The 24,144-nt window shown below is 67.2% G+C and carries 21 protein-coding genes; 6 read left to right on the top strand and 15 right to left on the bottom strand.

Annotated features, from left to right (window positions below):
• Window positions 1–2: 2 nt before the first annotated feature.
• From truA to prmB, 9 genes are all read right to left on the bottom strand, one after another.
• The gene (gene truA / locus FPL11_RS07695; protein WP_144348095.1) at window positions 3–803 is read right to left on the bottom strand and encodes a tRNA pseudouridine(38-40) synthase TruA; all 801 of its coding nucleotides are present in this window, start codon (window positions 801–803) and stop codon (window positions 3–5) included.
• On the bottom strand, window positions 800–2,356 hold the full coding sequence (locus FPL11_RS07690; RefSeq protein WP_144348094.1) for a type IV pilus assembly protein FimV: 1,557 nt from the start codon (window positions 2,354–2,356) through the stop codon (window positions 800–802). Before FPL11_RS07690 ends, truA begins: the two co-directional genes overlap by 4 nt.
• Window positions 2,356–3,468, bottom strand: a complete 1,113-nt coding sequence (gene asd / locus FPL11_RS07685) for an aspartate-semialdehyde dehydrogenase (protein WP_144348093.1) — start codon at window positions 3,466–3,468, stop codon at window positions 2,356–2,358. Before asd (FPL11_RS07685) ends, FPL11_RS07690 begins: the two co-directional genes overlap by 1 nt.
• A 30-nt stretch (window positions 3,469–3,498) precedes the next feature.
• Window positions 3,499–4,578, bottom strand: coding sequence for a 3-isopropylmalate dehydrogenase (leuB, locus tag FPL11_RS07680; RefSeq protein ID WP_144348092.1), 1,080 nt, complete (start codon window positions 4,576–4,578; stop codon window positions 3,499–3,501).
• Window positions 4,575–5,228 (bottom strand): 3-isopropylmalate dehydratase small subunit, encoded by a 654-nt coding sequence (gene leuD, locus FPL11_RS07675; RefSeq protein ID WP_144348091.1) that lies wholly within the window; start codon window positions 5,226–5,228, stop codon window positions 4,575–4,577. The genes leuB and leuD overlap by 4 nt, the downstream gene beginning before the upstream one ends.
• A 3-nt stretch (window positions 5,229–5,231) precedes the next feature.
• Window positions 5,232–6,641 (bottom strand): 3-isopropylmalate dehydratase large subunit, encoded by a 1,410-nt coding sequence (gene leuC / locus FPL11_RS07670; RefSeq protein ID WP_069134267.1) that lies wholly within the window; start codon window positions 6,639–6,641, stop codon window positions 5,232–5,234.
• Between the two features lie 70 nt (window positions 6,642–6,711).
• The gene (locus FPL11_RS07665; protein ID WP_327451895.1) at window positions 6,712–7,854 is read right to left on the bottom strand and encodes an MFS transporter; all 1,143 of its coding nucleotides are present in this window, start codon (window positions 7,852–7,854) and stop codon (window positions 6,712–6,714) included.
• 36 nt (window positions 7,855–7,890) lie between these two features.
• Complete coding sequence (gene aroC, locus FPL11_RS07660; protein ID WP_144348089.1) at window positions 7,891–8,994, bottom strand: chorismate synthase; 1,104 nt, start codon at window positions 8,992–8,994, stop codon at window positions 7,891–7,893.
• Window positions 8,995–8,999: 5 nt separating this feature from the next.
• Window positions 9,000–9,938 carry a 50S ribosomal protein L3 N(5)-glutamine methyltransferase gene (gene prmB, locus FPL11_RS07655; RefSeq protein ID WP_144348088.1) on the bottom strand — a complete coding sequence of 313 codons (939 nt, stop codon included), beginning with the start codon at window positions 9,936–9,938 and terminating at the stop codon, window positions 9,000–9,002.
• Between the two features lie 62 nt (window positions 9,939–10,000).
• Here prmB and FPL11_RS07650 point away from each other — a divergent pair, with 62 nt between their 5' ends.
• Together FPL11_RS07650 and asd (FPL11_RS07645) are read left to right on the top strand one after the other, a co-directional pair.
• Window positions 10,001–10,660 (top strand): SCO family protein, encoded by a 660-nt coding sequence (locus FPL11_RS07650; RefSeq protein WP_159308497.1) that lies wholly within the window; start codon window positions 10,001–10,003, stop codon window positions 10,658–10,660.
• Window positions 10,657–11,559, top strand: coding sequence for an archaetidylserine decarboxylase (gene asd, locus FPL11_RS07645; RefSeq protein ID WP_327437326.1), 903 nt, complete (start codon window positions 10,657–10,659; stop codon window positions 11,557–11,559). Before FPL11_RS07650 ends, asd (FPL11_RS07645) begins: the two co-directional genes overlap by 4 nt.
• Here asd (FPL11_RS07645) and epmA read toward each other — a convergent pair.
• Window positions 11,518–12,465: an EF-P lysine aminoacylase EpmA gene (epmA, locus tag FPL11_RS07640; RefSeq protein ID WP_144348086.1), complete on the bottom strand. Its 948-nt coding sequence runs from the start codon at window positions 12,463–12,465 to the stop codon at window positions 11,518–11,520. The genes asd (FPL11_RS07645) and epmA overlap by 42 nt on opposite strands.
• 7 nt (window positions 12,466–12,472) lie before the next feature.
• A complete protein-coding gene (gene efp, locus FPL11_RS07635) occupies window positions 12,473–13,042 on the bottom strand; it encodes an elongation factor P (protein ID WP_069134142.1) in 570 nt (189 codons plus the stop codon).
• Window positions 13,043–13,122: 80 nt separating this feature from the next.
• On the opposite strand from efp, the gene epmB reads away from it, so the two are divergent.
• Window positions 13,123–14,127, top strand: coding sequence for an EF-P beta-lysylation protein EpmB (gene epmB / locus FPL11_RS07630; RefSeq protein ID WP_144348085.1), 1,005 nt, complete (start codon window positions 13,123–13,125; stop codon window positions 14,125–14,127).
• Between the two features lie 43 nt (window positions 14,128–14,170).
• Entirely contained in the window at window positions 14,171–16,153 is a 1,983-nt protein-coding gene (locus FPL11_RS07625; RefSeq protein WP_144348084.1) for a sensor histidine kinase, read from the top strand.
• Here FPL11_RS07625 and FPL11_RS07620 read toward each other — a convergent pair.
• From FPL11_RS07620 to parE, 3 genes are read right to left on the bottom strand one after another with little or no spacing between them, the layout of a single operon-like run.
• The gene (locus FPL11_RS07620) at window positions 16,110–16,805 is read right to left on the bottom strand and encodes a response regulator transcription factor (RefSeq protein ID WP_083217691.1); all 696 of its coding nucleotides are present in this window, start codon (window positions 16,803–16,805) and stop codon (window positions 16,110–16,112) included. The genes FPL11_RS07625 and FPL11_RS07620 overlap by 44 nt on opposite strands.
• Before the next feature lie 23 nt (window positions 16,806–16,828).
• The gene (parC, locus tag FPL11_RS07615) at window positions 16,829–19,075 is read right to left on the bottom strand and encodes a DNA topoisomerase IV subunit A (RefSeq protein ID WP_144348083.1); all 2,247 of its coding nucleotides are present in this window, start codon (window positions 19,073–19,075) and stop codon (window positions 16,829–16,831) included.
• A gap of 25 nt (window positions 19,076–19,100) precedes the next feature.
• Window positions 19,101–20,993, bottom strand: a complete 1,893-nt coding sequence (gene parE / locus FPL11_RS07610; RefSeq protein WP_069134137.1) for a DNA topoisomerase IV subunit B — start codon at window positions 20,991–20,993, stop codon at window positions 19,101–19,103.
• Between the two features lie 72 nt (window positions 20,994–21,065).
• Here parE and FPL11_RS07605 point away from each other — a divergent pair, with 72 nt between their 5' ends.
• A complete protein-coding gene (locus FPL11_RS07605; protein ID WP_069134136.1) occupies window positions 21,066–21,317 on the top strand; it encodes an exodeoxyribonuclease VII small subunit in 252 nt (83 codons plus the stop codon).
• Complete coding sequence (locus FPL11_RS07600) at window positions 21,298–22,191, top strand: polyprenyl synthetase family protein (RefSeq protein WP_144348082.1); 894 nt, start codon at window positions 21,298–21,300, stop codon at window positions 22,189–22,191. The genes FPL11_RS07605 and FPL11_RS07600 overlap by 20 nt, the downstream gene beginning before the upstream one ends.
• 30 nt (window positions 22,192–22,221) lie before the next feature.
• Here FPL11_RS07600 and typA read toward each other — a convergent pair whose 3' ends face one another.
• Window positions 22,222–24,063 (bottom strand): translational GTPase TypA, encoded by a 1,842-nt coding sequence (gene typA, locus FPL11_RS07595; protein WP_144348081.1) that lies wholly within the window; start codon window positions 24,061–24,063, stop codon window positions 22,222–22,224.
• Window positions 24,064–24,144 lie beyond the last annotated feature (81 nt).

Here is a 24,144-nt window from a genome sequence, read left to right as displayed (position 1 = left end):
GTTTACTCATCGCCCTCAGCAAGGGCAAAAACCGGCCCCTTCGGCGGCACCGGCAGGCCAAACCGCGCCGGATAGTCAACGCCCACCAGATACAGCCCGGCGGCCGGCGCCGTCACGCCCGCGCGCCGGCGATCCCTGGCCGCCAGCACCTGCCCCACCCAGTCGGGGGGATGATCGCCGGCCCCCACCCGCATGAGCGTCCCCACCATATTACGGACCATGTGATGCAGGAAGGCGTTCGCACGGATATCAAAAACAAGCACTCCGTGGCGACGGTGGATGCCAAGCGCATCCACCCGGCGATGCGGGTGATGGGCCTGACAGCCCGCGGCACGGAAACTGCTGAAGTCGTGTTCACCGAGCAGCGCGACGGCGGCCTGCTGCATCGGTTCAACCGCCAGCGACCGCCATGTCCAGCCCACGCGGTTGCGCAGCAGCACCGGCTGCGTCGGCCGGTCGACCAGCAGATAGCGATACCGCCGTGACGCCGCCGAGCGCCGGGCATCAAACCCGCTCACTGACTGCACCGCCCAGCGCACGCCGATGCCGCCCGGCAGATGGGTATTCACCCCCCTGACCCAGGCCCGGTCCGGACGCGTGGCGTGGGTGTCAAAATGCACGACCTGCTCACAGGCATGCACGCCGGCATCGGTCCGCCCGGCTGCCACGGTGGTCACCGGATGACAGGCCACCGCAGCCAGTGCCTGCTCCAGTCGCGCCTGGACGGTATCCGCGTGGTGCTGACGCTGCCAGCCGCTGTACGCGCTGCCGTCGTACTCGACGCCGAGCACCACCCGGGTCATGCCTGGAACAGCGGATGATCCGGTGACAGCGCCCGTCCCTTGCGGGCCACCGTCCGCCAACGCTCGTCATCGGGATCGTCAAGCTGGGCCCGAAGGACATGCGCCTCGGCCTCAAAGCCGGACCGGTCTGAGCGCATCGCCAGCACGTCGAGCAGCTTCAGGCGCAGATCGATGCTGTCCGGCGCCTCGCCCAACGCCTCGTCCAGCACTGCCTGGGCGGCCTCGAGCCGGCCATGGGCAATCCGCTCGCTGGCCTGGGCGAGTGGATCCTCGGGCGCCTCATCCAGCGGGCGCACCCGCGGCTCGCCCAGCGAGGTCTCGGCCACCCCGGCGCTCTGCTCGACCCGACCGCCGGCGGGCCGCCAGCTGTTCGGCATGGCGGATGCGGTGTTCTCGCGCGCGCGCCGACGCCGCACAAGCCCCAGCAGGATCAGCGAAAGCACCAGTGCCGTTGCCCCGAGAGTCCACTGCACCGCTGGCCGGCGCAGCGTGACGACGGGACTGGCGAGCGCGGCGCGGGCATGCCCTTCAAGCCACGCCCTCACCTGCCCGGCGGTCAGTGTTTCGGTGGGTGCCGGCGGGTCGGGCGGGGGCACCGGTCGCGCGCTTTGCGCCTCGAGCCGCGAGAGATCGGCTTCAAGCCGCGAGAGCGTGGCCTGGAGCGAGCGGTTCTGCTGACTGAGCTCGGCATTGGAGGATTCGAGTCGCTGGAGCTGTGCCTCCAGCGGCTCCAGCGCCGCGTCGAGCCGCTCGCCGACATCCCCCGATCCCGACCCGGTCAGCCGCGGATCCGGTGGCAGCAACTGCAGCCGGGGTACCGGCGATGACGGCGGGGCGGTCGATGTCGTCGAGGCCGACCCGGTCGCAGTGCTTGCCCCGCCATCGGCCTGCCAGGACCGGCCCTGGGCACGCACCCGCTCGGTGGCCGTGGCCTCGTCCGGGAAGCGCAGCGCTTCGCCACGCGGCACCGCCAGATAGCTGTCACGCCTGAGGGCATTGACGTTATCGGCACTGAAGCTGGCGGGATTTTCCGCGAGCAGCGAGAGCATCATCTGATTGTTGGTCACTGTCGGTGGGCGCAACTGCTGGGCCAGACTGTAGAGCGTATCCCCGGAGCGGGTCGGGCCGAATCGGGCGCTGGACGCCGGGCTGGCCTGCAGCCGGCCACCTTCGTTGGCGATGCGGTAACGGCGCAGCAACTGCCCGTCCGGCCAGCGCAGACGGACGAGAAACTCCAGCGTCCCGCCCGGCTCGGAGACGGCGGTGGGCGCGGCGGTGGTGACCCGGATTCGATCCGCCGGGGACGTCTCCTGCTGCAGGGTCAGGCGCGGTGGCAGCGTGGAAGGATTGATCCCTGCCCGGGCATGCCCGCGATCGCTGGCCCGGGTGACGTCGAGCGCGCTGAGCGCCACCGGCCCGGTCCCGCGAATGGTGATGTGCCCGCGCAGTGGCTCTTCAGGGGCCGAGGCCAGTTGCAGATCGCCCAGCTCAAGGGCCGATGCCGATGGCAGCGCCACCAGCAACAGCCCGGCCAGCGCGATCGCGGGGCGCATCAGTCCTCCACCAGCAGCCGCAGCATGCGGCGCAGCGGCTCCGCGGCGCCCCAGAGCAACTGATCCCCCACGGTGAAGGCCGACAGGTAGTCGTCCCCCATCGCCAGCTTGCGCAAGCGCCCCACCGGGATATCCAGACCGCCACTGACCGCTGCCGGCGTGAGCTGCTGCTGACTGGCGGCGGGCTCATTGGGGACGACATGGACCCAGTCGTTAGCCTCGGCCAGGAGCGTTTCGATATCGGCCATCGGCACATCACGCCGCAGCTTGATGGTCAGGGCCTGGGCGTGTGAGCGCATGGCGCCGATCCTCACGCACAGGCCGTCGATGGGCAGCGGATTGGTCCGCCGGCCCAGGATCTTGTTGGTCTCGACCCCGGCTTTCCATTCCTCGCGGCTCTGACCGCTATCCATTGCCCGATCGATCCAGGGGATCAGGCTGCCGGCCAGCGGCACGCCGAACTGATCGGCGGGGTACTCGGCACTGCGAAGCGCCTCGCTGACGTCGCGGTCGATATCCAGAATGGCGCCCGCCGGATCGGCCAGCCGCGTGCCCGCCGCCGCGTGCAGATGCCCCATCTGACGCAGCAGCTCGCGCATGTGCTGGGCGCCGGAGCCTGATGCCGCCTGATAGGTCATCGGCGAAATCCACTCCACCAGATCATGTTCCAGCAGCCCGCCAAGCGCCATGAGCATGAGACTGACCGTGCAATTGCCACCGACGAAGGTGCGCACGCCGTCACTCAGCCCCTGACGGATCACCCCGGCATTGACCGGATCGAGGACGATCATGCTGTCCTCGGCCATGCGCAGGGTCGAGGCGGCATCGATCCAGTAGCCCTGCCAGCCGGTGCGGCGCAGATCGTCATAGACCGCGCCAGTGTAATCACCGCCCTGACAAGTCACGACTATGTCCATCTCCGCGAGCGCCTCGATGGAATGCGCATCGCGCAGCGCCGGCACCGGCTTGCCGACATCCGGCCCCGGCTGTCCGGTCTGCGAAGTGGAAAAGAACACCGGCTCGATGTCGGCGAAGTCATTCTCGCGGCGCATGCGGTCCATGAGCACCGAGCCCACCATGCCGCGCCATCCGATCAGCCCTACCTTGTTCATGCATCCCCCAGAGAAAATTCGAATGAATCGCTAGTGATAAAGCGCGTTGACCACGGCCTGACCCATGGTGCGGGTGTCGGCCGCGCGCGCCGGATCGGTGGCCAGATCGGCCGTGCGGTACCCGTCCGCCAGCACTCTGGCAACCGCCTGTTCGACGCGGTCCGCCAGCGCCGCCTCATCAAGGCTGTGGCGCAGCATCATCGCCACGGACAGCAGCGTCGCCAGCGGATTGGCCAGGCCGCGGCCCGCGATATCCGGCGCCGACCCGTGGACCGGCTCGTAGAGCCCGCGCCCGCCGTCATCCAGCGACGCCGACGGCAGCATGCCGATGGAGCCGGTCAGCATGGCGGCGCAGTCCGAGAGCACATCGCCGAACAGGTTGCCGGTGACGATGACATCGAACTGGTTGGGATCGCGCACCAGCTGCATGGCGGCATTGTCGACGTACATGTGACTGAGCTCGACCTGCGGGTAACGGGCGGCAAGGTCAGTCATCACCCCGCGCCAGAGCTCGCTCGACTCAAGCACATTGGCCTTGTCCACCGAGCACAGGCGTCCGCCACGGCGGGCCGCCGCCTGGAAGGCGGCATGACCGATCCGCTCGATTTCGTCGGCGCCGTAGACCAGGGTGTTGAAACCCTCCCGCACCCCGTCGTCGCGGGTCCTGAGCCCGCGGGGCTGGCCGAAGTAGATACCACCGACGAGCTCGCGCACGATGAGGATATCCAGACCGGCAACCACGTCGGGCCGCAGCGACGAGGCCGCCGCCAGCTCCGGGAACAGCATGGCCGGGCGCAGATTGGCGAAAAGCCCCAGTGTCGAGCGGATCTTCAGCAGACCGGTCTCGGGACGCTGATCCCGCGGCCGATCATCCCACTGTGGCCCGCCCACGGCCCCCAGCAGAATCGCATCGGCGGATTCCGCGAGCCGCCGCGTGGTGGCGGGGAATGGATCACCCTCGGCATCCACCGCGCAGCCGCCGAGGTGGGCGTATTCAAGCTCGGCATCCAGGCCGAAATCCGCACTCAGGGCCCTCAGCAGGCGCTCGGCCTCGGCGACGATCTCGGGGCCGATGTGATCGCCCGGGAGCAGCAGAATTCGATGCGTCATAACGCCTCAATATCGCTGAACAGCCACGGCGTGACCATGCGCTGGCGCTGCTCATAGGCGTGGATGGCATCGGCGTGCTCAAGGGTGACGCCGATTTCATCCAGCCCTTCCACCAGCATGTGCTTGCGGTGCGGATCGATCTCGAAGGAGTGACGGGTCCCCTCCGGCGTCGCCACCCACTGGCCGGGCAGATCAACGGTCAGGGCATAGCCGGGCTGTTCCCAGGTCGCCTCGAACAGGCCCTGGACGGTCTCCTCGGGCAGGGTCAGCGGGAGAATGCCGTTCTTGGAGCAGTTGTTGTAGAAGATATCGGCAAAGCTGGGCGCGATCAGCACGCGAAAGCCGAAATCCGCAAGCGCCCACGGCGCGTGCTCGCGGGACGAGCCGCAGCCGAAGTTGGCCCGCGTCAGCAGGATGCTCGCCCCCTGGTAGCGCGGCTGGTTGAGGACGAAATCCCGGTTCAGCGGGCGATCACTGCAGTCCTGTCCCGGCTGTCCTTCGTCCAGATAACGCCATTCGTCGAACAGATTGGGACCGAACCCGGTGCGATGGATCGACTTCAGGAACTGCTTGGGGATGATCGCATCGGTGTCCACGTTGGATCGGTCGAGGGGGGCGACAACCCCCTCGACGCGGGTCAATGGCTCCATTGTCTAGTGCTCCAGCTCTCGGACGTCGACAAAATGACCGGCCACGGCGACCGCCGCTGCCATTTCGGGACTGACCAGATGGGTCCGGCCGCCACCGCCCTGGCGCCCCTCGAAATTGCGATTGGAGGTCGAGGCGCAACGCTCGCCGGGGCTCAGACGATCCGGGTTCATGCCCAGACACATCGAGCAGCCGGCGTCCCGCCATTCGAACCCGGCTTCCTTGAACACCTGATCCAGGCCCTCCTGCTCGGCCTGCCACTTAACCAGGCCGGATCCCGGCACCACCATGGCCTCGCGGATGCTCCGCGCCAGGCGCTTGCCGCGCAGGATGCGAGCCGCCGCGCGCAGATCCTCGATCCGGGCGTTGGTGCAAGAGCCGATGAAGATCTTCTCGGGACGGATCTCGCGCATCGGCGTCCCCGGCGTGAGGCCCATATACTCCAGCGCCCGCTGCATGCCGGCGCGTCGGGTCTCGTCGGGTTCGTCAGCCGGGTCGGGGACCACACCGTCCACCGACACCACCATTTCGGGCGACGTCCCCCACGAGACCTGGGGCTTGATCTCGGCGGCGTCCAGCGTGACCACCCGGTCGAACACCGCGTCCTCGTCGCTGACCAGCGTCCGCCAGTAGGCCTCCGCCTGCTCCCACATCCCGCCAGTCGGTGCATACGGCCGGCCGCGGACGTATTCAATCGTGGTGTCGTCCACGGCCACCATGCCGCAGCGCGCACCGGCCTCGATGGACATGTTGCAGATCGTCATGCGACCGGACATGGGCAGAGACCGAATGGCCTCGCCGCCGTACTCCACCGCATAACCGGTGCCACCGGCGGTGCCGATCCTTCCAATGATCGCCAGCATGATGTCCTTGGCGGTCACGCCCGGGCCGGGCTGGCCGTCGACCCGGATGAGCATGCGCTTCGAGCGCGCCTGCACCACGGTCTGGGTGGCCAGTGCATGCTCCACCTCGGAGGTGCCGATACCGAACGCCAGCGCCCCGAGGGCGCCGTGGGTGGAGGTATGCGAGTCGCCGCAGACCACGGTCATGCCGGGCTGCGTCGCGCCCTGCTCGGGACCGATGATGTGCACGATCCCCTGGCGCCGGTCCATCAACCCGAACTGGGTGATGCCGTACTCGCGGCAGTTGCGGCTGAGGGTGTCCACCTGCAGCGCCGAGATCGGATCGGCGATGCCGCTGGCGCGCCCGGTGGTCGGGACGTTGTGATCGACCACGGCCAGATTGGCATCGACCCGCCACAGCGGGCGGTCGGCCAGTCTCAGGCCCTCGAAGGCCTGAGGCGATGTCACCTCGTGCACGAGCTGGCGATCGACATACAGCAATGCCGTCCCGTCGCCGTTGTCGCGGACGACGTGGGCATCCCAGAGTTTGTCGTAGAGGGTTTTACCGCCCATGAGATCCTCTTGTCCGGCCATTCGGATTGGTCATATTCCAGCAATAGTATACGCCGGCGGCCAGCGGCGGTTAAGCGCGCGCCGCATACAGCCGGTCGCGGGCCGGCACAACGCTGAACGCGACCATCGACGCGACCGCCGCCAGCCCCGCGGCCAGATAGAATGTCTGCGCTCCCCCGGCGCTGTCCCACAGGCTGCCCGCCACGAAACTCCCCAGTGACACCCCGGCGCCGAAGGTCATGCTGCTGTACAGGGCCTGGCCGCGGCCCTGCAGCCCCCCGGTGAAGTAGCGGTGGATCAACGAGATCGCCGCGGCGTGATAGACGCCATAGGTGGCGGCATGCAGCAGCTGGGCGAACCCCTGGGTGGCGGCCACTTCGGGAAACCGTGCCACCAGCAGCCAGCGCACCACGCCCAGCAGCATTGCCACGGTCAGCAGCCGGCGGGGTCCGAAGCGCGGCAGCCAGCGGGGCATGAGCAGGAACACGCCGATCTCGGCGATCAGCCCGATGGACCAGAGCAGCCCGATGGCCGTCGCGCTGTAACCATGGGATTGTAGATAGATGCTGTAGAACGCGTAGAACGGTCCGTGGCTCGCCTGCAGCAGAAAGCAGGCGATCAGCAGCCCGAACACCTGGGGCTGGCGCAGCACGGCGAGCAGCCCCTGACCATCGGCCGAGTCACTGGCCTGTCCGGCCTGGGGCACGCTGAGGCTGACCAGGCTGAGCGCGGCGAACAGCCCGACCAATACCACCGGGACGACGCCCACGCCCACCCGGTCGATGCCCTCGCCCACCACCAGCACCGAGGCCATGAACCCGACCGTGCCCCAGAGCCGGATCCGTGGATAGCGATGGGTCTGACCGGTCAGGTGGTTCATCGTGTTGGCTTCAAACTGGGGCATGGCGGCATGCCAGAAAAAACTGAACGCGATCATCACGGCGGCCATCGCGGCAAACGAGCCGCCGGCCGCGAACACCCCCGAAAAGCAGATCAGCGCGCCGATGCTGGCCAGCCGGATGACACGGATGCGGTGACCGGTATGGTCCGCCACCCAGCCCCAGAGGTTGGGGGCGATGATCTTGGTGCCGTGCATCAGCGCGATCAGGGTGCCGATGGCGGCCGCATCAAACCCCTGGGCCTTCAGGTAGGGCCCCCAGTAGGGGGAGAGCACCCCGAGGACTCCGAAGAAGGCGAGATAGAAGGCCGACAGCCGGATGGCCGGTACCGCAGGAAGACCGCCGATGGCTTAAGCGTCCGGCTGTGCGGGGATGACCGGCGTCCCCGAGTCGACATCGGCATTCTGGCCGCGATGGCGCAGATAGTGATCCATCAGCACCAGCGCCAGCATGGCCTCGGCAATCGGCGTTGCACGGATCCCCACACACGGGTCGTGGCGGCCGGTTGTCACCACCTCCTGCGGTTGGCCGTGGATGTCCACCGACTGACCGGGGAGGCGGATGCTCGAGGTGGGCTTGAGCGCCATGCGTGCCACCACATCCTGACCGGTGGAAATCCCCCCCAGCGTGCCGCCGGCGTGGTTCGACAGGAACCCTTCAGGGGTCATTTCGTCGCGATGCTCGGTGCCTTTCTGGGCGGCACTCGCGAAGCCGTCCCCGATTTCCACCCCGCGCACCGCATTGATGCTCATGAGCGCATGGGCGATATCGGCATCGAGCCGATCGAAGACCGGCTCGCCAAGGCCCGGTGGCACATTGCGGGCCAGCACGCCCACCGACGCCCCCACTGAGTCGCCGGACTTGCGCAGATCATCCATATACGCCTCGAGCTCGGGCAGGCGCCCCGGCTCGCCGCAGAAGAACGGGTTGTCATCCACGCTTGCCCAGTCCTCGAGGGACAGCTCGATGGAGCCGAGCTGGCTGAGCCAGCCGCGGATCTCGATGCCCAGACGGGCATGGAGGTAACGCCGGGCGATGGCGCCGGCGGCCACCCGCACCGCGGTTTCACGGGCCGACGAGCGACCCCCGCCGCGGTAGTCGCGGATCCCGTATTTCTGCCAATAGGTGTAATCGGCATGCCCGGGGCGGAACAGCTCGCTGATCGCCGAGTAATCCTTCGAGCGCTGGTCCATATTCTCGATCAGCAGGCCGATGGGCGCGCCGGTGGTGCGGCCCTCGAACACACCCGAGAGGATGCGGACCTCATCGCCCTCACGGCGCTGGGAGGTATGCCGCGAGGTGCCCGGCTTACGCCGGTCAAGATCACGCTGAAGGTCGGATTCATCGATGGCAAGCCCGGGTGGGCAGCCGTCAATGACCGCCCCCAGGGCGGGCCCATGGCTTTCGCCGAAGGTGGTGACCGTGAACAGTCGGCCAAAGGTATTTCCGGACATGGGAGTCAGTCGTCTCCGTTCAGTCGTGGGATTTCGCCGGCCGCGGCCGCCGCTCGCAGGGTATCGGCGTCGACCATGAAAACGCCCTCTCCGCCGCGCTCGAACTCGAGCCAGGTAACCGGCAGACGGGGGAAGGCGGCTTCGAAGGCCGCAGCGCCGTGCCCTACCTCGGCGATCAGCACGCCGTGGTCGGTCAGTCGTTGCGCGGCCTGGGGCAACAGTCGGCGGACGGCATCCAGGCCATCCTCGCCCGCCGCGAGCGCATCGCGCGGTTCATGCCGGTATTCCGGCGGTAGCGCGGCCATCGCCGGCGCATCGACGTAGGGCGGATTACTGACGATCAGATCCAGCAGCGGCTCGCTGGGGATGGCGTCCAGCAGATCCGACGCCTGCGCCCGGACCCGATCACCAACGCCGTAGCGCTCGGCATTGCGCGCCGTCCAGTTCAGCGCCGCCGGTGAGCAGTCCAGCGCATCGACCTGCACCGACGGCAGCGCCAGGGCCGTGGCGATGGCAATACAGCCGCTCCCCGTGCCGACATCGGCGATGCGCCGCAGCCGCGCCGGATCCACCCACGGGGCAAAGCCTGATTCAATCAGCTCGGCAATGGGTGAGCGCGGAATCAGCACCTGCTCATCGACCCCAAAGACCAGTCCGCAGAACCACGCTTCGCCAAGAATATAGGGGACGGGACGGCGCTGGTGGACGCGCTCGTCGATGCGGGCAAACAACCGCTCGCGCTCGTCACCCGTGAGCGCGCCGTCAAAATACAGCGCCGGGAGATCCGCCGGCAGGCTGAGGCTGCCCAGCACCAGCGCGGCGGCTTCATCAATGGCGTTGTCGGTGCCGTGGCCATAATGCACGCCTGCCGCCTGAAAACGGCTGGCCGCCCAGCGCACGAAATCGCCCACGGTACGCAGCGGATCGGTTGACGATGATTCCATAGCGGGCAGTTTATCAGGCTCGCCGGGTCATGACCGCCGCCGGAAAGTGGCATAATGCAGGGATGATGAACGTATCCCCGATCCGACTGGCACTGGGTGTGGCGCTGGCAACGGCATTGATCGCCGGCGCGCTCACGGCCCTGTGGCCGTCCGATGCGCCGCCCGAGCGGTTGGACCCGGATGAGGCGGTGGGCACGGTACTGCCTGAGGCCCGCGACCTGCCGGCCGTGACACTGACCGATCACGACGGCGGGGACTGGACCCCGTCGGATTTCGAGGGGCGCTGGCAGTACCTGTTCTTTGGCTTCACCCACTGCCCCGACGTCTGCCCGATGACTCTGGCAACCCTCGCGGGTGCCCTCGAGCGTCTGGAACAGGCGGATGTCGAGCGCCTGCCCGGCGTTGTCTTCGTCAGCGTCGACCCGCAGCGCGATACGCCGGCGGCCATGAAGACCTATGTCGAGCACTTCAGCGACAACTTCATCGGGGTGACCGGTCAACGTGATGCCATCGACCGGCTGACCTCGGCACTGGGCATCAGCTACACCCTGCACGAGCCCGACAGCGAGGGCGACTACGCGGTCGATCACAGCGCCGCCATCCTGCTGATCGATCCGCAGGGTCGGCTGCGGGCGCTCTGGCAGCCCCCCCATGGCCGCGATGTGCTGGCCGACGAGTTCCGGCGGATCCGCGAGCAGTATCCATCGGAGGGCCGCTCATGATGGGGCGATTGTTCAGCCTGATCGTCGCGCTGCTGCCCCAGCATCGACTCTCGCGGGTGGTTCATGGGCTTGCCCGCTGGCGCTGGCGGCCGTGGAAGAATGGACTCATCCGGCTTTTCACCCGGATCTACGGCGTTGACTGCGGCGAGGCGGCGGCCAGCGAGCCCAACGCCTATGTGAGCTTCAATGCCTTCTTTACCCGGCCGCTCGCGCCCGGGGCCCGGCCCCTCGCCGAAGGCGAAAACCGGATCGTCAGCCCCGTCGACGGTGTCATCAGCCAGCATGGCCCGATCAGCGACGGGCGGCTGATCCAGGCCAAGCGCCAGGACTATAGCGTTGATGACCTGCTGGGCGGCGACCCGCAGCTTGCCGGGCCGTTCCGCCACGGCCACTTCGCCACGCTCTATCTTTCGCCGCGGGACTATCATCGCGTCCACATGCCGATGACCGGATCGCTGCAGCGGATGCTGCATATCCCGGGGCGGCTGTTCGGGGTATCGCCGCCGCTGGTTCGACATGTCTCCCGGCTGTTCGCCCGCAACGAGCGGGTGGTGACCCTGTTCGACACCGCCGCGGGGCCGATGGCCATGGTCCTCGTCGGCGCCATCGGTGTTGGCAGCATCGAGACCCTCTGGAGTGGCGAGGTCACCCCGCCCCGGGGGCAGCGCATCCGCAGCTGGGACTTTCGACATCACCCGCTGACCCTCGAGGCGGGCGCCGAGATGGGGCGTTTCAATCTGGGGTCGACGGTGATCCTGCTGTTGGCCGACCCGGACCTGCGGTGGTCTCCGACCATCGGCCTCGAGCAGCCGCTGCGGATGGGTCAGGCGCTGGCGGAAACCCGCGCGGCCGAAGACTCAGGCGCGGGTCCAGGGGAAGGCGATCACCTCCGCGATTGACTCGGCGCCAGCGGCACGGGCGAACATCCGGTCCAGGCCCACGGCAACGCCGGCACAATCCGGCATTCCGGCCGTCATTGCCGCGAGCAGTCGCTCATCAATGGCCATGACTGGCTGACCACGGGCCCGGCGCACCGCCTGATCGGCCTCAAAACGCTCACGCAGCGCCCGCGCATCGGTCAATTCCCGAAACCCGTTGGCCATTTCCACGCCCCCGATGAACAGCTCAAATCGCTCCGCGAGCCGGGAATCCGCGGGATCGAGCCGCGCGAGGACAGCCTGATCGGCGGGGTAGTGCGTGACAAAGCACCGCGCCGGCAACTGCGGGGCGACCACCTGGCTGAACAGCCAGTCGAGCAGAACCCGATGGTCGGTGCCCGAAGGCAGTGGACAGGCGGCCGGCCGGGTCCGGGCGGCGGCGGTCAATTGATCGATGGATGCAATCAGCGGATCCGGCAGACCGGCCGCCTCGAAGGCCGCCTGGTAAGTGTATCGCCGGATCGGAGCGGGTCCGAGCAGGCAATCGGTCAGCGCCGTAAGCTCGCCCATGAGGTCGTCGGCGCTGTAGCCCAGGCGATACCACTCGAGCAGTGTGAACTCGGGGTTATGCCAGCGCCCCTGCTCCCCCGCCCGAAATGCCGGGGTAATCTGATAGCAGTCCCCCAGGCCGGCGGCGATCAGGCGCTTCATCGCGTACTCGGGCGAGGACTGCAACCAGTATCCGCTGGCCGACTCCTGCAGGCAGTCGATGGCGGGATCGGTGACCCCGGTGGCGGCGAGCAGCGGGGTGTCGACCTCGATGACGCCGCGCTTGTCAAAGAAGCGGCGCAGCCGCGCCCGCCACCCGGCGCGCTGGCGCAACGCCTGGAGCGAGGCGCTGGGCCGCCAGTCCGCCCCCGCGACCAAGGGGCGGTCAGTCCTTGGCGCGCGAGACGTATTCGCCCGAGCGCGTATCGACCTTGAGGACCTCGCCTTCCTGGATGAACAGCGGGACCTGTACAACGGCCCCGGTCTCGAGCGTGGCCGGCTTGCTGCCACCACTGCTGGTATCACCCTTCATGCCCGGGTCGGTCTGAGTAACGGCCAGCGTGACATGCGGCGGCGGCTCGACCGAGAGGGGCTCGCCGTTGTACAGCGTGACGTTGCAGGTGTCCTGCTCCTTGAGCCATTTGCCGTTGTCGCCCACGGCGGCCTCGGGGGCGGCATGCTGCTCGAAGGTCTCGGGGGCCATGAAGTAGTAGAATTCGCCATCGTTGTAGAGATACTGCATCTCGGTTTCCATCACGTCGGCGGCTTCAACGCTCTCGCCCGACTTGAAGGTACGGTCGATCACCTTGCCGGTCTTGAGGTTGCGCACCTTCACCCGGTTAAATGCCTGCCCCTTGCCGGGCTTGACGAATTCATTCTCGACAATCGAGTAGGGCTCACCGTCGAGCAGCAGCTTCAGGCCCGACTTGAACTGATTGGTGCTGTACGTCGCCATTGGTTCTCCATTGCGCTGACTGCCGCGACCTGCACGGCGAACAGCGCAGCATGCTAACCGAAACGACAGAGGGATGACACATGAGCACAGCCCCGTGGCAGCGCGAGTGGCAGAACGCCATCCGGCACCCGGCGTCGCTGCTGAAGCGCCTCGGGCTGGATGCCTCGCTGCTCGAGCCGGCAACACGCGCGGACCGGCTGTTCGAACTGCGGGTGCCGGAAGCCTATCTGCAGCGCATCGAACCGGGTAATCGCCATGACCCCCTGCTGCGCCAGGTCCTGCCGGTGGACGCGGAATCCGCCGACAGCGCCGGCTTTGGCGATGACCCGGTGGGCGATCATGCCAGTCTGGCCAACGGCGGCGTCATCCACAAATACCGCGGGCGTGCGCTGCTGATCACCACCGGTGCCTGCGCCATCAACTGCCGCTATTGCTTTCGCCGCCACTTTCCCTATGCCGACGCCAACGCGAGCAGCGGGCAATGGGCCGGGGCCATCGACTACCTGCGCGCCGATCCATCCATCAGCGAAGCCATCCTCAGCGGCGGCGACCCGCTGAGCCTCAACGACCGGCGTCTGGGCGCGCTCAGCGAGGCCCTCGCCAGCATCCCGCACCTGCGGCGCCTCCGCGTCCACAGCCGCATGCCGGTGGTCCTGCCAAGCCGCATCGACGGGGCGCTGCTGGAGTGGCTGACCGGCACTCGCCTGACACCGGTCATGGTCATCCACGCCAATCACCCGAATGAACTGGATGGCCGCGTCGCCGATGCCCTGCAACGCCTGACCGCACGCGGCGTGCGGCTCTACAATCAGGCCGTGCTGCTGCGCGGCGTCAACGATGACGCCGCAACCCTGGAGGCGCTGGGCGAGCGGTTGTTTGAACTGGGCGTACAGCCCTACTACCTGCACCTGCTTGATCGCGTCCGCGGGGCGGCCCATTTCGAGGTGGACGACGCGACCGCCGCCGCCCTCATGCGGGCACTGGCCGCGGTGACGCCGGGCTACATGCTGCCGCGACTGGTCCGCGAAGTGGCCGGTGAGCCCTGGAAAGTGCCCATCGACTGGACCCGGCACGCCCCGATGTGACGGGCAAGTGGCCTGTCCCAAGGGCCGGTGGCAGACTTAACCCATGAAACGGATCCTCATGGTTCTGATTGCACTGCTGCCGACGCTGGCCACCGCGGCCGTCATCGCGCCCGATGACGGCCGCACCCGGCTGGACAGCCAGGTAGCGTTTCTCGAGGATCCCACCGGCGGGAAAACCATCGCTGAGGTCCGTGCCGCGGACGCCGCCGGCGCGTTCGTCTCCAACGACGGCATTGGCGGCCTCAACTTTGGCCTGTCGGCCTCGGTTTACTGGCTGCGCTTCACCCTTGTCGGGAACACCGCCGAGCCGGCGCCCTACCTGATCGAGGTGGGATTCTATGGGCTGACCGACCTACGGCTTTTTTATCCCGACGGCACAGTCGTTGAAACCGGCCAGTATCAGCCGGCGGCGAATCGCCCCTGGCCGCACCGACACCCGGTCTTTCCGATACAGCTCGCCTCGGACGCGCCCCAGACCTACTATCTACGGGTGGCCTCGGTGGGCTCGCTCACTACGCCGCTGACGCTGTGGGAGCCGGCGACGTTCAGTTATGCCACCCAGACCGACTATCTGTGGACGGCCGCCTACTATGGCGTCGCCGGCGCGCTGCTGCTGTTCAATTTCTTCCTGTTCCTGTCCCTGCGCGATCGCAACTACCTGCTTTACTGCGGATTTCTGCTGTTTGCGGCGTCCGGCATGTGGTTCATGAACGGATTTGGTGCCTACTCCCTCGCGCTGGTCGACTGGCCGCGCAGCATTGGGACCAACACCCTGTTCTCCATCGCGGGCGTCTTCGCCGTCGAATTCCTGCGCCAGTTTCTGGACACGCGCCGATCCGTTCCCCGGGCCGACTGGCTGCTGCGTGGGCTGATGGTGGCATTTACCGTGGTGGCGGCTTTTCCGCTGCTGGGTCTGCCGGTCCGCATCGGCGTGATCAGCTTGAGTGCGCTGGCGGTACTCGCCGGACCATCGATGCTGGCGGTGACGGTCATCTGCTGGCTCGCCGGATATCGCAGCGCGCGTTTCCTGCTGGCCGCCTGGGCGGTCCTGCTGCTGGCGGTCGGCATCCAGGCGGCCCGCAATTTCGCCCTGGTGCCGACCAACGCGGTGACGCTCAATCTCATGCAGATCGGCTCGCTGCTCGACATGCTGCTGCTCTCGTTCGCCCTCGCCGACCGGATACAGGCCGAGCGGCGGGCCCGGGAACAGGCCCAGGACATAGCGCTCGAGGCCGAGGCGGAGCTGGTCCAGGGGCTTCGGGATTCCGAGCGGCAGCTTGAGCGCAAGGTCCAGGACCGCACCGAAGCGCTGGAGTCGGCCCTGAACCGAGAGCGCGAGACCCTCAATCAGTACATCGAGTTCGGGGCGCTGATCGCGCATGAATTCCGTAACCCGCTGGCGATCATCTCAAACCAGACGGAGCTCGCCCGGCTCGAGCAGCAGCGTGATCATGTCCGTTCGGATGAGCGCCTTCAGGCCATCGATCGGGCGGCGGAACGCCTGCGGGGGCTGTTTGATGAATGGCTCAAAAGTGACCGCCTGCACGACCGACTCGATGCCATGGAAAGGCAGACCATCAACCTCGACGACTGGCTGACCCGGGTGTTGCACAGCAGCGACCTGCGAGTCACCCATAGCATCGTGATCGAGTCCATCGACGCCGTGCCCGTGGTTGTCGATGAGGCGCTGCTGACCACCGCCCTGCATAATCTCATCGACAACGCGGCCAAGTATTCGCCCGCCGGGGCGCCGATCCGTGTCCGCACACGCAGGGCCGTGGATTGCATCGGCATCGCCGTCAGCGATGAGGGCGCCGGGATCGATGAAGCCGAGCAGGCCGCGATTTTCAGAAAACATCACCAGGCAGCCGGGCGGCCCCGGAAACAGGGACTGGGGCTGGGACTCTACCTGGTCGCCGAGGTCATGCGCGCCCACGGCGGATCGGTGACGGTGGACAGTTCACCCGGCCGGGGCAGCGTCTTTACCCTGTGGATCCCTCTCCCGTCCAGTCAATCTCTGCCGTGAACGCATACCCCGTCCCCCGGACGGTCACGATGGGGGCCTCGAGACCGAGCTGGTCGGCGATCTTGACCCGCAGACGGCGCAGCATGACCTCCATACGGCGGATGTCGTAGGTCTCCGGGTCGGCCCCCAGGCGTCGGATGATCGTGTCGCGCTCCACCACGGCACCGGGTTGGCCCGCCAGCAGTTCCAGCAACGCCAGCTCCGAGGCGGTGAGCCTGACCGCCGATCCATCGGGCGCGCGCAGCTGCCAGCTGAGCGAGTCGAGCTGCCAGTGATCGTTCACGGGCAGCCGCGCGATCAGATTGCGGACACTCACACTGAGCTCCACCAGGTTCACCGGCTTGACGAAATAGTCGTCGGCACCGGCGTCGCGACCGGCGATCCGCTCCGCCTCGCGACCGGCGGCGGTCACCATGATGATGCCCTTTCCGCGCAGGTCCGGCCGGCGTCTGAGCCAGTCAAGACCGGACTCGCCCGGCAGGGCCAGATCCAGCACCAGCACCGCCGCATCGGTCTGCGCCAGCGCTGCATCGGCGGCTTCCACCGATTCCACACCGGCGGTGGTCCAGCCGACCTGCGTCAGATAACCCACCACCGCATCCCGGATGTCGGCCTCATCCTCGATCACCAGCGCATCAATCATTCCTGCCATGCCAAAAGCCTGTTGCAGCGTCTTCAGTTGGAATGCGGGGACAGCGCATCGACCCGCTGGAAGCCCCGCGGCAGCGGCCGCCCACGCCGGCCCCTTTCGCCCTCGTAGGCGGCCAGATCCGCTGTCTTGAGCGTGAGGGTACGCTTGCCGGCGGTAACCACCAGTGGCTGATCCGGCCCCAGCAGACACAGTCCCACCACCTTCTCAGTCCCCTCGGCCCGACGCGCGGCGGGGATATCGATCAGCTTGTTGCCCTTGCCGCGTGACAGCTCGGGGAGCTGATCAAGGGCAAACACCAGCAGCCGCCCCGCGCTGGTGGCCACGGCGACGCGGTCGGCATGAGCCGGGAGACGGATGGGGGGCAGGATTTCGCTGTCGGCCGGGCGATTGATCACCGCCTTGCCGGCCTTCTGACGGGCCTGCAACGACTGCATCCGGGCCACAAAGCCATAGCCGCCGTCCGATGCCAACAGCACCCGCTCCTCGGGTTCGCCGCTCAGCACATGCGCAAAGTAGGCGCCATCCGGCGGTTGCAGCCGGCCGGTCAGCGGTTCGCCCTGACCACGGGCCGAGGGCAGCGTATGCGCGGGCAGGCTGTAACTGCGTCCCTGGGTGTCCAGGAAAACCGCCAGCTGGTTGCTGCGCCCGCTGGCCGCCGCGGCAAAACCATCACCGGATCGATAGGAGAGTCTGCGCGGATCCACCTCGTGCCCCTTGGCCGTCCGCGCCCAGCCCTTCTGCGAGAGCACCACCGTGATCGGTTCACTGGGCACAAGCTCGCTTTCACTCAGTGCCCGTGCACTGCTGCGCGCCACCAGCACCGAGCGGCGGTCGTCGCCATAGGCCTCGGCATCGGCCTTCAGCTCGGACTGGATGAGCTGGGTCATACGGTCTTCCGAGCCGAGAATGTCAGTCAGCTCGTCGCGCTCGGTCGCGAGCTCGTCCTGCTCACCCCGGATCTTCATTTCCTCGAGCCGGGCGAGATGCCGCAGCCGCAGCTCGAGGATGGCTTCGGCCTGGGTCTGGGTCAGCCCGAAGCGTTGCATGAGGGCCGGGCGCGGTTCATCCGCGTCACGGATGATCGCGATCACCTCATCGATGTTCAGATAGGCGGTCAGCAGGCCCTCGAGCACATGCAGACGCGCCTCGACCTTTTCCAGCCGCCACTGCAGGCGGCGCCGGACCGTGTCGCGGCGATACTCGAGCCACTCGCCGAGCAGCTCGCGCAGATTGCGCACCCGCGGGCGGCCATCCAGACCGATCACGTTCAGGTTGACCCGATAGGTTTTCTCGAGATCGGTGGTGGCAAAGACATGCTGCATCACCTCCTCGGCATCCACCCGATTGGAGCGCAGGCTGATGACCAGGCGGGTCGGGTTCTCGTGGTCCGATTCGTCACGCAGATCCTCGACCATGGGCAGCTTGCGGGCCTGCATCTGCGCGGCGATCTGCTCGAGCACCCGACTGCCGGAGACCTGGAACGGCAGGGCGGTCACGATCACATCGCGGCCATCCTGCTCCCAGCGGGCCCGCAGCCGCAGACCGCCATGACCGGTCTCGTAGAGCCGGCGGATGTCACTGGCGGAGGTAATGAGCTCGGCATCGGTGGGAAAGTCGGGGCCCTGGATGTGTTCGCAGAGCGCGTCGATGTCGGCCTCCGGCTCATCCAGCAGCCGGATGCAGGCCGAGGCGACCTCGCGCAGATTGTGTGGCGGGATATCGGTGGCCATGCCCACGGCGATCCCCGTGCCGCCATTCAGCAGCACATTGGGCACCCGCGCCGGCAGGGTCACCGGTTCATCCAGACTGCCATCAAAGTTGGGCTGCCATTCGACCGTCCCCTGGCCCAGTTCCTGGAGCAGCAGGCGGGCGTAGGGGGCCAGCCGCGCCTCGGTATAGCGCATGGCCGCGAAGGACTTGGGATCGTCCGCCGACCCCCAGTTGCCCTGGCCGTCCACCAGTGGATAGCGATAGGAGAATGGCTGGGCCATCAGCACCATCGCCTCGTAGCAGGCCGAGTCGCCGTGGGGGTGGTACTTGCCCAGCACGTCGCCCACGGTGCGGGCCGACTTCTTGTGCTTGGAGACCGCCGAGAGGCCCAGCTCGGACATGGCATAGACGATGCGCCGCTGCACGGGCTTGAGGCCATCGCCGACGTGGGGCAGCGCCCGGTCGAGGATGACGTACATCGAGTAATCGAGATACGCCTTTTCGGTGAACTCCTGCAGCGGCCGGCGCTCGAAGCCTTCTGACTGAATCGATTCGCTCATCGTTTGTGCATGTCCTGTCGCCCGTTCATACCAGTACGTCGGCCAGATCGCCCTTGCGCTCCAGCCAGGCGCGGCGCTGGCTGGCGGCACGCTTGCCCAGCAGCATCGCCATCAGTGCCTCGGTTTCCTCGGGGGCGTCAACGGTCAACTGAACCAGCCGCCGGGTATCCGGGGCCATGGTGGTCTCGCGAAGCTGCAGCGGATTCATCTCGCCGAGCCCCTTGAACCGGGTGATCGCCACTTTGCCCTTGAGCTTTTCGGCCTCGATCCGGTCGAGAATACCCTGGCGTTCGTCCTCGTCCAGCGCGTACCACGTCTGCTTGCCCACATCCACTCGATACAGCGGCGGCATGGCCATGAACACGTGACCGGCCCGCACCAGGGCCGGGAAATGGCGTAGGAAGAGCGCGCAGAGCAGTGTCGCGATATGGGCGCCATCGGGGTCGGCGTCGGCCAGCACGCAGACCTTGGCGTAGCGCAGCCCGCTCAGATCCTCCGACCCCGGCTCGATCCCCAGCGCAACGGCGATGTCATGGACCTCCTGCGAAGCCATGACCTCGGACGGATCGACCTCCCAGGTATTGAGGATCTTGCCACGCAGCGGCATCACGGCCTGAAAGTCGCGGTCGCGGGCCTGTTTGGCGGATCCCCCGGCGGAATCCCCCTCCACCAGAAACAGCTCGCTGATGCCCGGATCCTGGTTGCTGCAGTCGGCCAGCTTGCCGGGCAGCGCCGGCCCCTGGGTGACCCGCTTGCGCGTCACCTTGCGTGATGCCCGAAGGCGGCGCTGGGCATTGGCGAGCACCAGCTCGACAAGTGCTTCGGCCTCGCTGGTGTGTTCGTTGAGCCACAGACTGAAGGCGTCCTTGACCACGCCCGAGACGAATCCGGCGCAGGCGCGGGAGGACAGGCGCTCCTTGGTCTGGCCCGAAAACTGCGGCTCCTCGAGCTTGACCGAGAGCACATAGGTGACCCGCTCCCAGACATCCTCCGGGGCGATGCGTACGCCGCGCGGGAGGAGATTGCGGAACTCGCAGAACTCCCGCAGCGCCTCGGTCAGGCCGGTGCGCAGGCCGTTGACGTGGGTGCCGCCCTGCAGGGTGGGGATCAGGTTGACGTAGCTTTCCTGCACCGGCTCACCCTGCTCGGGCAGCCAGGCGACCGCCCATTCCACGGCTTCGTGGGCGGCCGAAAAATCGCCGGTGAACGGCGCTGCGGGGATCTGCGGGACACCCTCGAGGGTGGTTCCCAGATAATCGGCCAGCCCCTTTTCGTAGTGCCAGAGCGTTTCCTCGCCGCTGGCCTCCTCGACCAGCCGCACGGCGAGCCCCGGACAGAGAACCGCCTTGGCCCGCAGGACATGGCGCAGGCGCGGCAGCGAAAAGCGGGCCGAATCAAAGTACTCGGCATTCGGCCAGAAATGCAGGCGCGTGCCGGTGTTGCGCCGGCCGACCTCGCCCACCGCCTCGAGGGGCTGGATCCGCTCACCGTTGGCGAAGGCCATCCGCCATTCCCGCCCGTCGCGGCGGATACTCACCTCGAGGCGGGTCGACAGGGCGTTGACCACCGACACACCCACCCCGTGCAGGCCGCCGGAGAACTGGTAGCTCTCGCGCGAGAACTTGCCGCCGGCATGCAGTCGGCCAAGGATGATTTCAACGCCGGGCGCACCCTCCTCGGGGTGCATGTCCACCGGCATGCCGCGTCCATCGTCACTGACTGACAGTGACCCGTCGCGATGCAGCGTGACGTCAATGCGCTGGCAGTGACCGCCGATGGCCTCGTCGACGCTGTTATCGATGACCTCCTGGGCCAGATGGTTGGGGCGGGTGGTATCGGTATACATGCCCGGGCGACGGCGCACCGGGTCGAGGCCGGTGAGAACCTCGATGGAAGCGGAATCGTAATCTTTGCTCATGGCGGGAAGTGTAACGGGTGGCACCGCATCGGGCGAGTGCGTTGCCCGCCACTGCGCGCTAGACTTGCGGGCATGAGTGAATCTGAATCGACCCCCGACTTTGAAGCCGCCCTCAAGACCCTCGAGGAACTGGTCGAGCGCATGGAAGCCGGCGAGCTGACACTGGAGCAGTCCCTGCAATGCTTTGAGCAGGGCATCCGGCTGACGCGGGAGTGCCAGAAGGCGCTGACCGAGGCCGAACAGCGCGTCGAGATTCTCGCCGGCCGCGATCCGGACGCCCAGCCCCGGCCCTTTGAGGGAAGCGATGACACCGGCCCTGAATGACGCGCTGAGCCTGGCCCGTGCACGGGTCGAGGCCGCCCTGGAAACCGCTCTTCCCGCCGACGACCAGCCACCGACGCGGCTCCATCAGGCCATGCGCTATGCCGTGCTGGCCCCGGGCAAGCGGCTGCGCCCGTTCCTGGTCTACGAGGCGGGGGCATTGTGTGGCGTCGACGCGCCGGATCTGGACCCGGCCGCCTGTGCGGTGGAGATGATCCATGCCTACTCGCTTGTCCACGACGACCTGCCGGCCATGGACGACGATGACCTGCGCCGCGGTCAACCGACCTGTCACCGGGCGTTTGACGAGTCCACCGCGATCCTCGCCGGCGATGCCCTCCAGACCCTGGCGTTCGAGCATCTGGCGACAGCGACTGGCGTTGCCGCCGAACGCCGACTGGAGATGGTGCAAACCCTGGCGGCGGCGGTGGGCTCGCAGGGCATGGCGGGCGGTCAGGCGCTGGACCTGGGCGCCGTCCGGCATCAACTGAATGCCGCGCAGCTCGAGACCATGCACCGCTACAAGACCGGGGCGCTGATCCTGGCCAGCCTCAGGCTGGGTTCGCTGAGCGGACCCCACGGCGTTGACGATTCGGTCCGTCAGAGGCTGGATGAGTACGGCCAGTGCATCGGTCTGGCCTTTCAGGTGCAGGACGACATCCTCGATGTCACCGGCGACAGCGAGGCCATCGGCAAGACCAGCGGAGCCGATGCGCGTCGCGCCAAGCCGACCTATCCGGGGCTGATGGGCCTTGAGGCCTCGCAGCAATTCGCCCGTCGACTGCGCGACGGGGCCGTCGACGCCCTGGGCGGTATGGGGTCTGGCGCGGATCGCCTGCGGGCGCTCGCCGACTACATCATCCAGCGCGAGCGCTGAGCCCGGACTGCTCCGGGCTCACGACGGGCCCTAGTGGCCGGCCTTCGCCGCCTTCTTGCGCTCATGCTCGAGGAGGTATTTCTTACGGATGCGGATGGCGCCCGGGGTCACTTCCACCAGCTCATCGTCGTCGATGAACTCCAGCGCCTGCTCCAGCGTCAGCCGTTGTGGCGGCGTGAGGATGATGCTCTCGTCCGAGCCGGCCGCGCGCACATTGGTCAGCTGCTTGGCCTTGAGCGGGTTGACCACCAGATCGTTGTCTCGGTTGTGCAGCCCGATGACCATCCCCTCATAGACCTCGTCGCCATGCCCGATGAACAGCTTGCCGCGATCCTGGAGGTTGAACAGCGCATAGGCGAGCGCCTTGCCGGGCGCCATCGACACCAGCACACCGTTGATCCGCTGGCCGTACTCACCGGTCTTCGCCGGGCCGTAGTGATCGAAAACGTGATACATCAGCCCGGTGCCCGAGGTGGCGGTCAGGAACTCGGTGCGAAAGCCGATGAGGCCCCGCGCGGGAATGGTGTAGTCCAGCCGCACCCGGCCGCGGCCGTCGGGGAGCATGTCGGTGAGCTCGCCGCCACGCTCGCCGAGGGCCTGCATCACCGCGCCCTGATAGTCTTCCTCGACGTCGACGGTGAGCTGCTCGAACGGCTCCTCGAGCCGGCCATCGACCTCGCGGGTGATGACCTCGGGCCGGGAGACACCCAGCTCATAGCCCTCGCGGCGCATGTTCTCGATGAGAATGCCCAGATGCAGCTCACCGCGGCCCGAGACCCGGAAACGCTCGGGGTCATTGGTGTCCTCGACCCGCAGCGCGACGTTGTGCTCGAGCTCCCGCATCAGCCGCTCCCGCAGCTGCCGCGAGGTCACATACTTGCCCTCGCGCCCCACGAACGGCGAAGTGTTCACCTGGAAGGTCATGGACACCGTCGGTTCGTCGACGGTCAGTGCCGGCAGCGCCTCCACCGCCGAGCTGTCGCAGAGCGTGTCGGAGATGTTGATGCCGTCAATGCCGGTAAACGCGATGATATCGCCGGCACTGGCGAAGGGCACCTCGACGCGGTCAAGTCCCAGGAAGCCCAGCACCTGCAGCAGCCGGACCTGTCGGCGCTTGCCGTCGCGGTCGACGCAGGTCAGCGTCTGGTTGCTCTTGACGCTGCCCCGCTCGATACGGCCGATGCCGATGACACCGACATAGCTGTTGTAGTCGAGGGAGGTCACCTGCATGCGGAATGGTCCCTCGGCATCCACCTGAGGCGCCGGGACGATGTCGCGGATGAGCTCGAACAGCGGGGTCATGTCGCCGCTGCGGACATCCGAGTCGGTGCCGGCATAGCCGTTCAGCGCCGAGGCGTAAATCACCGGAAAGTCGAGCTGCTCGTCACTGGCACCCAGGTTGTCGAACAGATCGAAGGTCTTGTCCACCACCCAGTCGGGCCGCGCGCCATCACGGTCGACTTTATTGACCACCACGATGGGCTTGAGACCCAGCGCCAGCGCTTTCTGGGTGACAAAGCGGGTCTGCGGCATCGGTCCGTCGACCGCATCGACCAGCAGCAGCACCGAGTCGACCATCGACAGCACGCGCTCGACCTCGCCACCAAAATCGGCATGGCCCGGTGTGTCGACGATGTTGACGCGCAGATCCTGCCACTTGATGGCGGTATTCTTTGACAGGATCGTGATGCCGCGCTCGCGCTCCAGATCATTGGAATCCATGATCCGGTCCTGCACCTCGCCCCGCGCGGCCAGGGTGCCCGACTGCTGGAGCAACTGATCGACTAGCGTGGTCTTGCCGTGGTCGACATGGGCGATGATGGCGACATTGCGCAGGTCGCGCACGTCGGTCTGGATGGGATCGGTGCTCATGGGATTTCGCTCGCTGATCAATCGGTCGCTGTAATGAATAACCCCCCAGTCTACAGGTTGCGCGGCGGAATTGTCGGCCAG

Source organism: Spiribacter aquaticus (genome assembly GCF_007625215.1).
In the GTDB taxonomy this organism is placed as follows: Bacteria; Pseudomonadota; Gammaproteobacteria; order Nitrococcales; family Nitrococcaceae; genus Spiribacter; species Spiribacter roseus.
This window is presented reverse-complemented; position numbering and strand designations above follow the sequence as displayed.

Bases quoted from the DNA above. Each gene is read 5' to 3' on its own strand.
- aroC (WP_144348089.1), bottom strand. From the start codon at position 8,994: ATGTCCGGAAATACCTTTGGCCGACTGTTCACGGTCACCACCTTCGGC.
- FPL11_RS07625 (WP_144348084.1), top strand. From the start codon at position 14,171: ATGAAACGGATCCTCATGGTTCTGATTGCACTGCTGCCGACGCTGGCC.
- asd (WP_327437326.1), top strand. From the start codon at position 10,657: ATGATGGGGCGATTGTTCAGCCTGATCGTCGCGCTGCTGCCCCAGCAT.
- parC (WP_144348083.1), bottom strand. From the start codon at position 19,075: ATGAGCGAATCGATTCAGTCAGAAGGCTTCGAGCGCCGGCCGCTGCAG.
- prmB (WP_144348088.1), bottom strand. From the start codon at position 9,938: ATGGAATCATCGTCAACCGATCCGCTGCGTACCGTGGGCGATTTCGTG.
- leuC (WP_069134267.1), bottom strand. From the start codon at position 6,641: ATGGGCGGTAAAACCCTCTACGACAAACTCTGGGATGCCCACGTCGTC.
- FPL11_RS07690 (WP_144348094.1), bottom strand. From the start codon at position 2,356: ATGCGCCCCGCGATCGCGCTGGCCGGGCTGTTGCTGGTGGCGCTGCCA.
- typA (WP_144348081.1), bottom strand. From the start codon at position 24,063: ATGAGCACCGATCCCATCCAGACCGACGTGCGCGACCTGCGCAATGTC.
- truA (WP_144348095.1), bottom strand. From the start codon at position 803: ATGACCCGGGTGGTGCTCGGCGTCGAGTACGACGGCAGCGCGTACAGC.
- epmB (WP_144348085.1), top strand. From the start codon at position 13,123: ATGAGCACAGCCCCGTGGCAGCGCGAGTGGCAGAACGCCATCCGGCAC.
- FPL11_RS07650 (WP_159308497.1), top strand. From the start codon at position 10,001: ATGATGAACGTATCCCCGATCCGACTGGCACTGGGTGTGGCGCTGGCA.
- leuD (WP_144348091.1), bottom strand. From the start codon at position 5,228: ATGGAGCCATTGACCCGCGTCGAGGGGGTTGTCGCCCCCCTCGACCGA.
- FPL11_RS07600 (WP_144348082.1), top strand. From the start codon at position 21,298: ATGACACCGGCCCTGAATGACGCGCTGAGCCTGGCCCGTGCACGGGTC.
- FPL11_RS07605 (WP_069134136.1), top strand. From the start codon at position 21,066: ATGAGTGAATCTGAATCGACCCCCGACTTTGAAGCCGCCCTCAAGACC.
- FPL11_RS07620 (WP_083217691.1), bottom strand. From the start codon at position 16,805: ATGGCAGGAATGATTGATGCGCTGGTGATCGAGGATGAGGCCGACATC.
- leuB (WP_144348092.1), bottom strand. From the start codon at position 4,578: ATGACGCATCGAATTCTGCTGCTCCCGGGCGATCACATCGGCCCCGAG.
- asd (WP_144348093.1), bottom strand. From the start codon at position 3,468: ATGAACAAGGTAGGGCTGATCGGATGGCGCGGCATGGTGGGCTCGGTG.
- parE (WP_069134137.1), bottom strand. From the start codon at position 20,993: ATGAGCAAAGATTACGATTCCGCTTCCATCGAGGTTCTCACCGGCCTC.
- efp (WP_069134142.1), bottom strand. From the start codon at position 13,042: ATGGCGACGTACAGCACCAATCAGTTCAAGTCGGGCCTGAAGCTGCTG.